Origin of the sequence: Bradyrhizobium sp. USDA 241, from assembly GCF_049739505.1 — a bacterium.
Taxonomy (GTDB): Bacteria; Pseudomonadota; Alphaproteobacteria; order Rhizobiales; family Xanthobacteraceae; genus Bradyrhizobium; species Bradyrhizobium liaoningense.
The window spans coordinates 1001843-1015621 of record NZ_JBMGPZ010000004.1 but is presented as its reverse complement, the minus strand read 5'-3'; the positions used below and the strand labels follow the sequence as shown (position 1 = coordinate 1015621).

The window sequence follows — 13779 nt, the reverse complement described above, 5'->3', positions numbered from 1 at the left end:
GCCGCAAATTCACCTGTCGTCCCTGCGAACGCAGGGACCCATAACCCCAGGAAGGAGTTTGGCGAAGACACGTAGCGAAAAGGCCTTTGGTACTGGCTCCGCGCCTTATCACGATATCGCGCGGTATGGGTCCCTGCGTTCGCAGAGACGACGGCGGAGTTTGTGGCTCCGCCTATGCCGCCACCTCTTCGCCGAGATACGAAACCGCCGCCTCGAGCCCGCCCTTGCCGTGCGGAATCTTCAGCGCGTTCAGGCCGATCTCGATCACCCCGAGCGTGCCGAGCAGCATCGGCGCATTCACGTGGCCCATATGGGCGATGCGGAAGGCCTGTCCCGAGAGGTCGCCGATTCCGGTGCCGAGCACGACGCCGCACTTCTCCTTGCAATAGCGTTGCAGCACGGCCGGGTCGTGGCCGTTGCTCATGGTCACGGTGGTCACGGTGTTGGACCGCTCGCTCGCTTCGGCCACGTTGAAGCCGAGCACCTGGCCCTCCGACCATACGGCGACCGCGCGGCGCGCGGCTTCGGCGAGCAGGCTGTGGCGGCGGAAGGCGTTCTCCAGGCCTTCCTCGTGCAGCAGGTCGATCGCCCGGCGCAGCGCGAACAACAGATGCACCGGCGCGGTGCCGGCATATTTACGATAATTCTCGGTGCCCTCGCGCTCGCTCCAGCTCCAATAGGGCGTCGACATATTGGCCTTCTTGTGCACCTCGAGCGCGCGCGCATTGGCGGCGACGAAGCCAAGGCCGGGCGGCGTCATCAGGCCCTTCTGCGAACCGGACATCGCGACGTCGATGCCCCACTTGTCCATCTCGAACGGCATGCAGCCGAGCGAGGCGACAGTGTCGACCATGTACAGCGCGGGATGACCGCTCGCCTTGATCGCCTTGCCGATCGCCTCGATGTCGTTCTGCACGCCCGAGGCGGTGTCGACCTGGACGACGACGACCGCCTTGATCGTGTGCTCCTTGTCGCGGCGCAGGCGCTCCTCGACCTCGTGCGGCCGCACCGCGCGGCGCCAGTCGCCCTTGAGCACCTCGACCTCGGCGCCCATCAGCGCCGCCGCATTGCCCCAGCCGATCGCAAAGCGCCCGCTCTCCAGCACCAGCACCTTGTCGCCGCGCGACAGCACGTTGCTCAGCGCCGCTTCCCAGGCGCCGTGACCGTTGGCGATGTAGATGTAGGACTTGCCCTTGGTCGCAAACAGCTTCGAGATGTCGCTGAGCAGGCTCTCGGTCAGATCGAGCATCTCCTTGGAGTAGATGTCGATCGCCGGACGATGCATCGCCCGCAGCACCTCGTCGGGCATCGTGGTGGGCCCGGGGATGGCCAGAAACTCCCGGCCCGCGCGAACGGTCATTGCTGTTGGTCCTTGTTGGTTGAGAACAGGCTGATAGGTCGCTGATTCATGCTTTTACGCGCCGCCGGGTCTCGAGAAAAGCACGTAAAATGCAGGGCTGGGTTATCGCTTCGTCTCCCGGCAACCGGCCGCTTCGGCTTCCTCAACCGAGCAGAACCAGCGAGTGCCCTTGCTGATCTTCATCCTGATCTGGGTGTACCAGCGGCTGGTCGGCTGGTGATAGATGCACTCGCCGGCGCTGTTCACGTTGCCCTTGATGGTGCAGTCCGGCGAGGGCGCGACCGGCCCCGAGGCAGAGGCGAGCAGCACCGCATGCGCGCCGTCGGGCGGCCTGGTGGCGCCCAGGATGGTCGTCTTCTTGTTGCGCACGCGCCAGTCCCAGGGCGCGATGAAGGCGCCCTGCCACATCCCGGCCTTGGCCTCGCGCGCGGCCTTCTCATCCGCCTCATAGTCGTGGGACATGCGGGTGTAGGCCAGTGCCCAGCCGTTGCGCACCAGCCATTTCTGGATGTCCTCGCCGCCAACCTCGCAGCGCGCCACGGTGCGGCCGCGCCGGTCGATCGACCTCGTGTGGCAGGCCCAGCTCTTGCCCTCGGCGTATTTGGCAAGCTCGTCGCGGGCGGCAACGCCGCAGGTCCAGCGCTCGGTCTTGGTGTTGAGGCAGAGCTGGTCGACCGCGGGCGCGTCGATGCCGCCGAGCCGGATCCGCGTGTTCCCGATCACGACGGCGTCGCCCGCGCGCACTTTTGCGATGCCGGTGATGTCGGCAGCCTGGGCGAGCGACGGGGCGAACAGTGACAGCGCAATCAGGATCTTTCGCAACATGCCGGTCCGCGTGTGAGGAAAATCTCGATAGAGCCCGCGATTGTGGTCGGCTTTTGGCCTCCGGGCCAGCATATGCCTGACGACTGCTTTCAACTTCCTGTCATTGTGGCTCTCTCTTACCCTCCCCCTCCAGGGGAGGGTAAGATGAAGCATCACCCCCGCGCCATCGCCCGCTTCGCCACCGCCAGTCCCATCAGCACGAACGCCGATGTCACCTCCGGTCCGCCGACCAGAATCCGCGTCGGCGTCTTCATCTTGTTCCATTCATAGGCGCGGAACGGGCCGCGGCGGCCGCCTTCGCCCAGGCTTGCGATGATGACGTTCAAGGCCGGCGCAAAGGCTCGCGGGTCGGCGCCGAGATGGCCGAGCGCGATCAGCGCGAGCGCGGCGTCGAACACGTTCATCTCGGCCGCCATCAGCTCGCCCTTGACGTAGGACAGCACGCGGTGGCGGATGAAATCGAAATCGCCTTCGGGATCGATCGCGGCCTGCGCCGCCAGCGGCAGTGCCAGGAAGGCGGCATAGCAGCGGCCGAAATAGGCGCTGTAGAGCTCCGGCAGGTAATAGATATGCGAGCGCGGATTGGCGAAGGCGCCGCTGGCCGCCAACCGCTTCTGAAAGCCGATGATGCGATGCACGGTGGCGAGCCGCGCCGGCGTCTCCAGAATCTTCCAGCGCGCAAGATTACGGAAGCTGACCTCGAGAATGTCGAGATTGAGCGTCGGATCGAGATCGTTGCCGTAAGGGCGCTCGCCGTCGAGATTGTCGATCCAGGTCGCAACCCCGCCCTCATAGTCGATATTGTCGTTGAGCGGCACGGTCACGCGCGGCGCGTTGACGCCGGCGCGCACCTGATAGCCGGCGTAGAAATCCAGCAATGGCTGGTCGATGATGGGATCGGTGCAGCCGGCCTGCGTGGCCGCGGAGATCGAGCACGCCGTGGTGTCGCAATCCGGCACGTAGATGCCGAAACCGAGATCCTGCTTGATCTGGGCGAAGAAGCGGGAGAAGCGCGGATGCGGCGCCGGCGCGAGTGCGGTGACGACGTTGAAGCGCGCGCCGTCGATGCCCTCGACCTCCTCGCGGCTGATGTTGACGCAGAAATCGACCATGTCGGCGATGGCGCGCTCCGCCGCGATCTTGTCGGCGACCGAGGCGAGCCCGGTCTCGACGTAGCTCAGCAGCGCCTCGATGAAGAACGCATCGTAATAGGCCGAGCGGTGGCGGATCTGCACCGGCTCCCACATCGGTTCGGCAATGCCTTTCCAGGGCGGATTGACCACGGCGCGCGCGTGCGAGCGCGCGATGAAGACGCGGGCGAGGTTGAACAGCAGCGAGGAGTTCTTGTAGCCGCGCGCGTTCAGCCCCGTGAGCGCCATGATCAGCTCGCGTCCGCGGAAATCGGGATCGCCGATCAGGTTGAAGGCGGCATAGGTCGGCAGGAAACCGTTTCGGCGGTACGATCCGAGCAGATGCTGCGCGCAGTCGCGGATCGCGCCGTCGATCTGCGCGCTCTGCGGCATGGCGGCGGTGAACGGCGTCGGCGGGGGCTTGGGATGGTCGAGCGCGATGCTGTCGACGAGATCGGCGATCGGCTGCCCGACCGCCGCCCAGTCGGGCTCGACCTCGTCGCGGGCGTGGACGAGTGCCTCGCGCAGCCGGGTCAGCCTGGCCTCGTCGCGCAGCTCGGGCAGGCCGGCGCGGCGGAGCAGGATCCGCAGCGCGGGATTGCCGAGTGCGGTCTTGTAGAATTTGGCCAGATGCAGATCGCCGCTGGCCGTGTCGGACAATACGGGATCGCAGACGTCGTAAAGCGAGGGGCCGTCCTTCCGCGCCGTCAGCGCCCGGCAGGCGGCGCCGGCAAAATAATGAAAGCTCATGAAATACCTGGTCGCGGGGGGCTTGTCCGGGGCCGGCGAGCGCGCAGCCGTCCGCACACCACCCCCTGCAAGTCTTTGAAAAGGCTACCCGGATTCGCAGGAAAAACAAATGTGATAGACGTCACAGAAAAAGCCGGCACGAGGCCTGCATGACCGGCCTCCGGAATGCTACGGGAGAGTCCAAAATGGAGCAGTCTGGCTCGGAGAATTAACCAACGTATTCAGATACTTATATCAAATTTCGAGCAATCTATTGCCCGAGCGCCTATATGCGGTTAAGGGATTGTTTGGTGCGGCGCCGCAAATTGCGCGCAATTCGGGGGCACTCCCCCGGCCAATCCCTCAAACCTAAAGACGCTATCGCGCTACTCAAACAGTGTGCGCGCGCGTGGCTGGTCTTTGGCACAGGAAACGAACCGAGATGAATGTAAAGCAGCTCGACCTTTCCAGACGCACGATCGCCTTCGCCGCAGCCCTCATCGGCACGGTGTCGCTGGTGATCGGCGCCCATGCTGCTCTCAACATGCGGGCGATCGACGCCGCCAAGGCCGTCTCGACCGACCAGATCACCGGTTCGATCGGCCAGACCTCGCGCCTGGCTCTGGTCATCGGCAACGGACACTATCCCGACGCCGGCGCGCCGCTGACGCAGTCGATCAACGACGCCCGTGCGCTGTCCTCGTCGCTGCGCAAGAACGGCTTCGACGTCGACATGGTGGAAGACGCGACCAAGGACGACATGGTCCGCGCCGTCAACCGCCTGAAGTCCCGGATCAAGCACGACAGCGTCGTCATGCTGTTCTTCGGCGGCTTCGGCGTGCAGGCCGGCCGCGAGAGCTACATGCTGCCGGTCGATGCCGTGATCTGGAAGGAAAGCGACGTCCGCCGCCATGGTGTCTCCATCGAGGGCGTGCTCGAGATGATGAAGGAGCAGGGCGCCAAGGCCAAGCTCGTCGTGGTCGATGCCTCCCGCCGTAACCCTTACGAGCGCCGCTTCCGCTCCTATAGCCACGGCCTCGCGCCGATCAGTGCGTCGGACAATGCGCTGATCCTCACTTCCGCTTCGCCCGGCAAGGTCGTCGACGACGGCAAGGGCGAGCACAGCGTGCTGGTCAGCGAGTTCCTCAACAACCTCAGCAAGCAGGGCAGCGCCGAGAGCGTCTTCAACAAGACCCGCCTCGCCATCTCCCGCGCCAGCGAAGGCGACCAGGTCCCGACCGTTTCCTCCTCGCTGCTCGAAGACGTCCAGTTCGGCGAAGCCGGCGGCTAGTCTTCTCACCCTTCCCTGGAGGGGCAGGGCTATCGCATGTGAGGAAACGCGGCGGGAAACTCGCCTGCGGCCATCCTTCGAGACGCCTGCCTCCGGCAGGCCCTCAGGATGAGGGCGGAGTGTGCGGCAGCAGTTTCAACGGGCACCGATGCCACTTAGCCTCATCCTGAGGAGACCGCAAAGCGGTCGTCTCGAAGGACGAGGCGCTTGCTCAGGCCCGTCCGAAAGTCATATGCGATAGCCCTGCCCCTCCAGGGGAGGGTGAAGCATCCCGCTTCTCCACTTGTTACTTCGCCGCTTCCGCGGCCATCACCGGGCGCACCGGATCGCCTTCGCGCAGCAATGCGCCGGCGCGGGCGACGACGACATCGCCTTCATTGAGGCCGTCGCGGACCTCGATGTTGCCGCCCGACATCAAGCCGACCTCGACACGCTTGGTCTCGACGCGGTTGCGGCGGATCACCTGCACCACGGTGCCCGCGGATGAATACTGCACGGCGGTCAGCGGCACCGCGACGTTGCAGCTCTGTCCGGTCTTGATCAGCGCGCGCCCGCTCGCGTTCAGGAGCAGACGCTTCTGCGAAGAGATGCCGATATAGACCATCCCCTGCTGGATGTTCGGCTCGACGGTCGCGCCGATGCGGCGCACCTTGCCGCTGATGTCGTCGGCGCCTGCGATCCACACCGTCGCCGGCTGATTGGCCGCGAGCTTGCGCACATCGGTGGTGGCCACGAGGCCGACGAGATCGTATTCGCTGCGCGCCACGATCGTGAACAGCGCCTCGCCCTTGGCCGAGGCGAAGTTGCCGATCTGGGCAGTCGAAGTTGCGATCACGCCCGCCACCGGTGCGGTGACCTGAAGCGTGCCGCCTTCGGGCAGCGCCAGCCGTGCCAGCACCTGGCCGGCGGTGGTGGTATCGCCCGCTTCCGCCAGCACCTCCGTGACCTTCAGGCCGGGACGCTCGGGCCGCACCGAGGTTTGCTCGCGCGCGACGATCGTGCCGGTCGCCTCGACGATATCGGAGAAGCAGGATTTCGCGACCTTCAGCACCGTGACCGCCGGCCCCTTGGGCGCGTCGTCATCGGCGGCTCCGGCCGGACAGGGGCTGAAGACGAGCAGGCCGGCGACGGCTGCGGGACACAGGCTTCGACCAACGGCACGGGGCAAATGACGCATCGGAAATTCCACAGGGACTATGTCTCCAATCGATAGCAGATGGCCGCCGCCCGCACTATGGCCGCGTCGTCCCGAAACAGGATGCCGCGCCGCAGGCCGTCGCGGCAAGTCTTTGATTGGTCGCGGGATTGGAGAACAGGTTCGCGCCTCTGGGGCGCGGTTACCGTGGCCGTCCGGGCCCCGGGTGCGGCCGATCACGGTCTTCTCATCTGCCAGACCCACCTGTATGGAATTAGGATCAGGAACGATGCGGCGTCGCTGCCGTACAACTCGTGGTCGAGACGGGATGCAGCAGTTCGTATGCGAGCAGAATATCGTCCATTTCGAGCGGCTGCTCAATGAGACGAGCGACCCGACGGTCCAGAGTACCGTGCGCGCGCTGCTGGCATCGGCGAAGCGCCAGTTGGCGTTGCTGAACTCGGCTGCGTCCGGTGCCGATACGACGCCGCTCGAACAGCGCCGGCGGCAGCACATCGACGCCGCAACGATCCGGCGGCAATTCCAGCCTGAGTTCGATGGCTCGCCGCATCCCTATATGCTGCTCGACCCCGGGCCGGGCCTGTCGATCGTCGACATCAACGACGCCTATGCGGCGGCGACCTTCATCAGCCGGGCCGACGTCGTCGGCCGGTCCCTGTTCGAGATATTTCCCGACAATCCCGACGATCCGCTCGCCGATGGCGTCAGCAATCTCTACAGCAGCTTGCGGATCGTCGGCGAGACGGGGCGGGCCCATGCCATGGCGATCCAGCGCTACGACATCCGGGATCCCGGAGGCACCTTCGTGGAGCGTCATTGGCAGCCGATCAACTCGCCGCTCCATGACACGGCGGGCCATCTGGTCTTCCTGCTGCACCACGTCGAAGACGTCACGGCGCAGGTTACGGCACCGCGTTAACCGTCAGCCGCGTCGATCACCCAGCAACTTGCCGGTGGCCCGCTCGATCAGATGTAGCCGCGTGCAGGCCGGGCATGACACGGACACGTGTGTGCGATCGGAGGGCTCATCGGTAAGCCGATGCTGCACGTTCAAGCCAGTCTGAGGGCATTTGAAGACAATCTGTCGATCCATGGCCTGAGATATGCCGCCAAGCCGGACCTTGCGAAATTACGGATGTTTACGTAGGTCGGCGGCCCTCACGGCAAGCTCAGGAACTCGACCCAGTTCGGCTTCTTGCCAGTGGGGTAGGATTTCAGCCTGGTCAGCGCACCGCTGCTCTGGTCGATGGCATAGACCGTCATGCCGTCCGAGAGCTCGCCGACAGCCGCGAGGTAGCGCCCGGAGGGATCGATGTGGAAGGCGCGCGGCTGCTTTTCCGTCGGGACGCTGCCGACCGTGGTCAGCTTGCCGCTTGATCCATCGACCCTGTAGGCGGTGAGCGTGCTGGTGGTGCGCTCGGAGGCGTAGAGGAAGCGGCCGTCCGGAGTGATGTGGATGTCGGCGGCCCAAGGCTTCTTGTCGGACGCTTTGGCATTGAACCCTTCCGGCAGCGTGGTGGTGCGCTGGATCTCGTTCCACGCGCCGCTCCTGGCGTCATAGGTGAATACCGCGACATCGCCGTTCAGCTCGTGCAGGAGATAGACGAACTTGCCGCCCGGATGAAACACGAAGTGCCGCGGCCCGGATTTTTCCGGCACTTTGTGCGCCGGCGGATCGCCCGGCGCGAGCGTACCGGTCGCGGCGTCGAACGCGAAGCTCAGGACCTGGTCGGAGCCGAGATTGGTCGCGAACACGAAGCGGTTGTCGGGCGAGGGCAGGAAGGCGTGGGCGTTCAGCCCGGTCGGAATCACCTGCTTGGGCTCGCCGACGACGCCGTCGGCAAGAATCGGATTCAGCGCGACCTTGCTGCCGCCATAGGAGGCGCTGAACAGGAACTTGCCGCTGCGGTCGATGGCGATGTTGGCCATGCTGTCCGCGAGCGGTCCGTTGCCGAGATGGCTGAGCCGGCCCGTCCTGGGATCGATCGCAAAGCTCACCGCGAGGTATGGCTGCGAGCGGATTCCGGCGATCAGCACGCGGTGGTCGGGCGTGATCGCGAGCGGCGTCGAGGAGCCGGGCTTTTCGACGCCTTTGAAGGGGGCCGTCTGCACGAGCGTCATCTCGCCGCGCTCGGTCATCTCGAACACGCTGATATCGTTGCTGTCGGCGTTGCCGACATAGGCGAAGGTCTCGGCCATGCCAGCACGGGCTCCGGAAACGAGAATGAGGGAAACGAACAGGGTGGTGGCGATCGCAGCGCGTGATGCTCTGGATGCGGATCCTCGGCGCGGTCTCGGCCTCGGTTTCGGCATGGGCTCCTCCTAAAGCCGGATCGCGGCATTGTCGTTTTGCCGGCGAGGATAGCGGCAGGCGCGCCGCCGCACCAAATCCCAATCGGGATCGATCGATGCCGAATTCGTATCGGTGGCGCCGGGTTAGCCAACGCACCGCTGCGGTGCGGCCAGTGCATTGCAAAGCGACGCTCCCATGAGCCCGTTCACAGGTCGAAAAGAGCCGATGCCGCTGCGAACCAATGCCGTGCGAACGCATTGAACCGCCATGCCCCGTGAAAACGATCTCGAAGGTAAGCCCGACATGGGCGGCAAGCATGGCGGTCAAGCCGGCCAGCCCAAGCCTCCACCACGCCCGCGCGAGGGCGAGCGCGACGAGGACGTCGTGGCAAAGCGCCACACCGGCCAAACCGATCGCGCGCCGCCACCGACCAAACCAAAATAGCGCCTCGTCCGCCCGCATGCTGTTGGACGGTCGCCGCGCCAGGGAACGGCGGCATCGCCACGCCGTTAGCCTCGCTTGGCGGGCGAGAGATGGAAACGGAGGCTGGCCTGTGTTTTGGATCTATTGGAACACCGCCTGGTCGCTGATCATCAGCGGCATCATGGTCGCCACCATCGTCAGCCACCCCGACGCCGAATTTGCCGAAGTGCGGGCGGCCCGACGATCGATGTGAGCTTGCCGAGGTCGCGGGTTTGATCCTGTTTCGGCGAGACCCTGAGCGGACGAATGCGGAGGGCAGCCCGCCACGACTGCCTGCCGCCACCGTGATCCCTGTTGTCGTCAGCCGGCAGCCCGCCGCGGCCTGACCGATGCGCCGGAGGCCGGGGGCCGCGATCCCGTCACGTAGTCGGGAAGCTGAAACTTGCGCCGGTAATCCTTCGGTGACACGCCGGCCTGCTTTCGAAACAAGCGGCGGAAGGACGCCACGTCCTCGTAGCCGACCTCGCGGCAGATGTCCTCGATGCCCGTTTCCGTCGTCTCAAGCAGTTGCTTGGCTTCCTCGATACGCAGCGTCTGCACATACGCGAGCGGCGAATAACCGGTCGCTGCCCGGAAGCGGCGATCGAACGAGCGCTTCGGCAATCCGGAGTGATGCACCAGCTCCGCAATGAGGTCCTGCCGCTGGTAGTTCTGCGCGATGTAGTCCTGGCACTTCCTGATCACGCCGTCGCCGTGATCCACGTTCTGCACCATCGAGGCGAACGGCAATTGTCCTTCGCGGTGCCACTGGTAGAGAAAGAGCTTCGAGATGCGAATTGCCTCTTCCGTACCGCCGTATTTCGCGACGATCAGCAGCGCGAGATCCTGCCAGGATGATGCACCGCCCCCGCAGACGAGATTGTGGCCGGGCCCGTTCTGCACCAGGACGCGCTCCATGCGGAGCTTGACCTTGGGGAAATGCTTTCGAAACACCGGCTCGTAAACCCAGTGCGTGGTCGCCTCGTATCCGTCGAGCAGGCCGGCTTCGGCGAGCACGAGGGACCCGCCGCAGGATCCGTACAGCTGCGCGCCCGCTTCGTGCATCCGCCTGATCCATGCGATGAGCCGGCGATCGAGCACGGCGGTGCCCGTCTCCGTGGTGACGATGACATTCGGCACGAACACGATGTCGGTCGATTCAACGTGATCGGCCAAGTCCTGCGGCAGGATGCTGACCCCGGTGATCAGCGTGATCGGGCCAGGTTCGGCGCCCACCAGCCGCGGTTCGAACAGGCCTTCCGGCGTGCCGCCCTTGACGCCGTCCCACATCCGTCCCGCGCCCCACAGCGTGTCGAATACGCCGTAGATGATCGACGGATCGCATTCGGCGAACACGGGAATACTCACGCGTACACGTCCACGTGACATTCTGCAGCCTCTGGCTCGATTGGCTCGAAACTGACTATTCTGCGAACGGGGACTCACGAACGCTACGTTCGCGAATGGCTGTCCGCACAGGCGGCTTCCGGCTTCGTGAGCTTTGATGCGACGAACGACACGTTCAGCATGACACCGGAGCAGAAGGCCGTATTCGCGGATGAAAACAGTCCAGTCGCGATGGTTGGCGGCTTCAGCCTGCTGCCGGCGGTCTATCACGACGAGCCGCGATTGGCCGAGGCGTTCAAGACCGGCAAGGGCCTGCGCTGGAGCGATCATTGCAATTGCATGTCCTGCGGCGTCGACCGCTTCTTCCGGCCCGGCTATCGCGCGCATCTGATCGCCGAATGGTTGCCTGCGCTCGACGGCGTCGTCGAGAAGCTGGAGCGAGGCGCCAAGGTCGCAGACGTCGGTTGCGGCCATGGCTTTTCGACAAGACTGATGGCCGAAGCATTCCCGAACTCGGACTTCATCGGCATCGACTACGACGAGGCCTCGATCGACTGCGCACGGGCCGAGATCTCCGGCGCGCGCAATCTGCGATACGAGGTCGCCAAGGCCCAGGATTTCGCCGGATCCGGCTTCGATCTCGTGACGATGTTCGATGCGCTGCACGACATGGGCGATCCCGTCGGCGCCGCCCGCCACATTCGTTCAGCGATGAAGAACGACGGCACGCTGATGCTGGTCGAACCGGCGGCGGGGGACAGCCTGGCTGACAATCTCAATCCGGTCGGGCGAGTCTATTACGCCGGCTCCACCCACATCTGCCTTCCGACGTCGCTGAGCCAGGACGTCGGTCTGGGGCTGGGGGCGCAGGCCGGCGAGAAGCGCATCGCGCAGGTGTTGCGGCAAGGCGGCTTCTCGCAGATCGGCAAGCCTGCCGCCTCGCCCTTCAACATGATCCTGGAGGCGCGGCCATGACGGCCGCGCATGTCCTTGCGCGCATCGGCGCGATCGCGGTCCAGCCGCACGCGAGGCGGCCGTGATTGACGTCGTCGTCCACCTCCTCCTCGCCCGCGCTTCGCTAGTGGCCGGCCTGTCCCGCCTGTCCTGGAGGCGTGTGGCTGTGCTCGGTCGCCGCGGATGGCGCGCGTTCTGGACGGTCACCGCGGGGGCGTGAATGACGCCGATGTGTTAGGCCGCCACCGCCTGCGCCGGGAGACAAGCCCGGGCATGGCGGCCTCGCGTCCACGATGAAGCCTCACCGCCTGATCTCCCATCGCAGCGCTTCCGCATTCGCCCTGGCGAATATCGACGGCACATCGAAAGTGCCGGTCTCGAGATCATAGCGGCAGCGCCAGTCGGCGAGGCCCTTCACGGCAACGTTCTTCGGATGCTTGTCCATCTCGCCCGACAGCGAGATCACGAGATAGCGGTTGTTGGGCCAGCGGACGCCGAGCCGGCGATAGCCATCCTCCGTGCCTTTCACGAGATTGGCCGAGATGTGGTAGTCGAGCTTCATCCTCTTCGTGTCGGACCGGCTGTGGAAATAGGCCCAGGCGAGATCGCTCAGCGACTTCCTGGTCGCACTCACGACGGCTCCCTTCTTGACATGGTAGAGATAGAGGTCCTGCTCGCCGGAGCCGGTCTTCTGCATCCGCACCAGCCATTGCGAGTCGTCGGTGAAACGGAAGCCCGCCGGATAGGTCTGCTCCGGCTTCAGCTCGGTCATCTCTTCGCCGTGCCGAGCCCAGACCTGCCACCTGACGTCGGATTCCTCGCTCTCCTTCACGTACTGCTCGATCCTGGTGGCGCCGTCGGGCGAGGTGAAGGCGAGATCCGTGTTGTCGGAGAGGGTGAAGCCGGGCGGCGGGCCGGAGGCAGCGAGTGCGGGTGAAGCGGCCATCGTCAGGACCAGCGCCAGCCATCGGGCGGGACGGCGAAATACGGCCACGGGAAAATTCCTTGAAGAAATGCCGCGCTGCGGCCTCGGACGATTGGACGCCGGCGGGGTGGCGCCGGTTCATCCCGGGCGCTGGGACGGAGGCTTATCATCCCATCGACCGTCTTGCTGCCGCAGCCAAATCGGCGCACTTTGCCGGCCTCGGCTGATTTGCCACCCAAGGTCCTTTTCAGATGATTACCGCGTCCAAGGCCCTCATTGCCCTCTGTCTGCTCGCGCTGGCCGGCACCGCACTGGTGATCGGCCCGACCGAGCTGCGCCGCCTGTTGCCGTCCGGGACGGAGACCGCCGTCGCCGTCAAGCCGGGGGCCAAGCCCGAACCCAAAGCTGAGGCTAAGGCCGAGCTCAAGCCGGAACAGCCAAAGCTCGCCGGCGGCTCGCCGCCAGCCCCGGCCTCCGGGCCGAAGGCGGGCGCGCTGGCCGAGACGCAGAACCAGGTCACGGCCGCGCTCGCCGATCTCGCGCCGGTCAAGCCGCCGCCGGCGGTTGCGGATAGCGGCCCTCGTTTCGACGTCGCCCGCGTCGACGATCACGGCGAGGCGGCGGTGATCGCGGGCCGCGCCGCGCCGGGTGCAAGGGTCGAGCTGCTGCGCGACGGCAAGCCGCTCGATAGCGTCGTCGCGGACGCCTCGGGCCAGTTCGTCATGACCCCGCCGCAGTTTCCCTCCGGTTCCTATGAATTGACGCTCCGGGCCAAGGCACCGGACGGCACGGTGACGGAGTCCGGCCGGACCATGCCGGTGACCATCGCCGCGGCGGCGCCGCCGCCCGCGCGGCCCGCACCGGCCGCGAAGCAAGATGCGGGACAGGAGCCGAAGCAGGCCGAGAAGCCCGACGACAAGCCGGACGTCGTGGCCGCCCTGCCATCGGCCTCGCCGCGCCTGGCTTCAGTGCCTGACAGGCAGGCGGCGCGGCCGATCGGCGCGCCGAAGCCCAAGGTCCTGGCGCGTGCGCCGGCGGCTACCGCGGTCGCATCGGCCTCGCCGGCGGACGCGCTCACCACCGCACCGGCGCCGGCGGGCGGCAGCCGGGTCATTGCTCGTGGCGACAGTCTGTGGGCTCTGAGCCGGCTCGCCTATGGTGACGGCGCCCGTTACGCGGTGATCTTCAAGGCCAACCGCGACAAGATCAACAACCCCAATCTGATCTATCCCGGCCAGACTTTCGTGATGCCGCAAAAGGCGGAGTGAGGGCACGCTCCGTCCTCTCCCCGCCCAACCCCCGCCCAA

General features: G+C 65.8%; 13 protein-coding genes. 6 read left to right on the top strand and 7 right to left on the bottom strand.

What is annotated here, in order from left to right:
• Positions 1–172: 172 nt before the first annotated feature.
• From ABIF91_RS14570 to ABIF91_RS14560, 3 genes are all read right to left on the bottom strand, one after another.
• A complete protein-coding gene (locus ABIF91_RS14570) occupies positions 173–1360 on the bottom strand; it encodes a pyridoxal-phosphate-dependent aminotransferase family protein (protein ID WP_028180960.1) in 1188 nt (395 codons plus the stop codon).
• 102 nt (positions 1361–1462) lie between these two features.
• On the bottom strand, positions 1463–2185 hold the full coding sequence (locus tag ABIF91_RS14565; RefSeq protein ID WP_028180959.1) for a thermonuclease family protein: 723 nt from the start codon (positions 2183–2185) through the stop codon (positions 1463–1465).
• Positions 2186–2337: 152 nt separating this feature from the next.
• Complete coding sequence (locus tag ABIF91_RS14560; protein WP_028180958.1) at positions 2338–4065, bottom strand: hypothetical protein; 1728 nt, start codon at positions 4063–4065, stop codon at positions 2338–2340.
• Between the two features lie 421 nt (positions 4066–4486).
• On the opposite strand from ABIF91_RS14560, the gene ABIF91_RS14555 reads away from it, so the two are divergent.
• Positions 4487–5335: a caspase family protein gene (locus ABIF91_RS14555; protein WP_028180957.1), complete on the top strand. Its 849-nt coding sequence runs from the start codon at positions 4487–4489 to the stop codon at positions 5333–5335.
• 286 nt (positions 5336–5621) lie between these two features.
• Here the strand turns inward: ABIF91_RS14555 and ABIF91_RS14550 are convergent, their stop codons facing one another.
• Positions 5622–6512, bottom strand: a complete 891-nt coding sequence (locus tag ABIF91_RS14550; protein WP_028180956.1) for an efflux RND transporter periplasmic adaptor subunit — start codon at positions 6510–6512, stop codon at positions 5622–5624.
• A gap of 286 nt (positions 6513–6798) precedes the next feature.
• On the opposite strand from ABIF91_RS14550, the gene ABIF91_RS14545 reads away from it, so the two are divergent.
• Positions 6799–7410, top strand: a complete 612-nt coding sequence (locus ABIF91_RS14545) for a PAS domain-containing protein (protein ID WP_035670580.1) — start codon at positions 6799–6801, stop codon at positions 7408–7410.
• 239 nt (positions 7411–7649) lie between these two features.
• Here the strand turns inward: ABIF91_RS14545 and ABIF91_RS14540 are convergent, their stop codons facing one another.
• A complete protein-coding gene (locus tag ABIF91_RS14540) occupies positions 7650–8804 on the bottom strand; it encodes a lactonase family protein (protein ID WP_028180955.1) in 1155 nt (384 codons plus the stop codon).
• Positions 8805–9051: 247 nt separating this feature from the next.
• Here ABIF91_RS14540 and ABIF91_RS14535 point away from each other — a divergent pair, with 247 nt between their 5' ends.
• Together ABIF91_RS14535 and ABIF91_RS14530 are read left to right on the top strand one after the other, a co-directional pair.
• The gene (locus ABIF91_RS14535) at positions 9052–9228 is read left to right on the top strand and encodes a hypothetical protein (RefSeq protein ID WP_155252009.1); all 177 of its coding nucleotides are present in this window, start codon (positions 9052–9054) and stop codon (positions 9226–9228) included.
• Between the two features lie 109 nt (positions 9229–9337).
• Positions 9338–9460, top strand: a complete 123-nt coding sequence (locus ABIF91_RS14530) for a hypothetical protein (RefSeq protein ID WP_256439331.1) — start codon at positions 9338–9340, stop codon at positions 9458–9460.
• A 107-nt stretch (positions 9461–9567) separates the two neighbouring features.
• Here ABIF91_RS14530 and ABIF91_RS14525 read toward each other — a convergent pair whose 3' ends face one another.
• Positions 9568–10614 carry a GlxA family transcriptional regulator gene (locus ABIF91_RS14525; RefSeq protein WP_244430014.1) on the bottom strand — a complete coding sequence of 349 codons (1047 nt, stop codon included), beginning with the start codon at positions 10612–10614 and terminating at the stop codon, positions 9568–9570.
• 39 nt (positions 10615–10653) lie between these two features.
• Here ABIF91_RS14525 and ABIF91_RS14520 point away from each other — a divergent pair, with 39 nt between their 5' ends.
• Positions 10654–11568 (top strand): class I SAM-dependent methyltransferase, encoded by a 915-nt coding sequence (locus ABIF91_RS14520; RefSeq protein WP_080660004.1) that lies wholly within the window; start codon positions 10654–10656, stop codon positions 11566–11568.
• Positions 11569–11848: 280 nt separating this feature from the next.
• On the opposite strand, the gene ABIF91_RS14515 is transcribed toward ABIF91_RS14520, so the two are convergent.
• Positions 11849–12541 (bottom strand): hypothetical protein, encoded by a 693-nt coding sequence (locus ABIF91_RS14515; RefSeq protein ID WP_028178802.1) that lies wholly within the window; start codon positions 12539–12541, stop codon positions 11849–11851.
• A 182-nt stretch (positions 12542–12723) separates the two neighbouring features.
• Between ABIF91_RS14515 and ABIF91_RS14510 the strand changes: the two genes are divergently transcribed.
• Positions 12724–13740, top strand: coding sequence for a LysM peptidoglycan-binding domain-containing protein (locus ABIF91_RS14510; RefSeq protein ID WP_028178801.1), 1017 nt, complete (start codon positions 12724–12726; stop codon positions 13738–13740).
• Positions 13741–13779 lie beyond the last annotated feature (39 nt).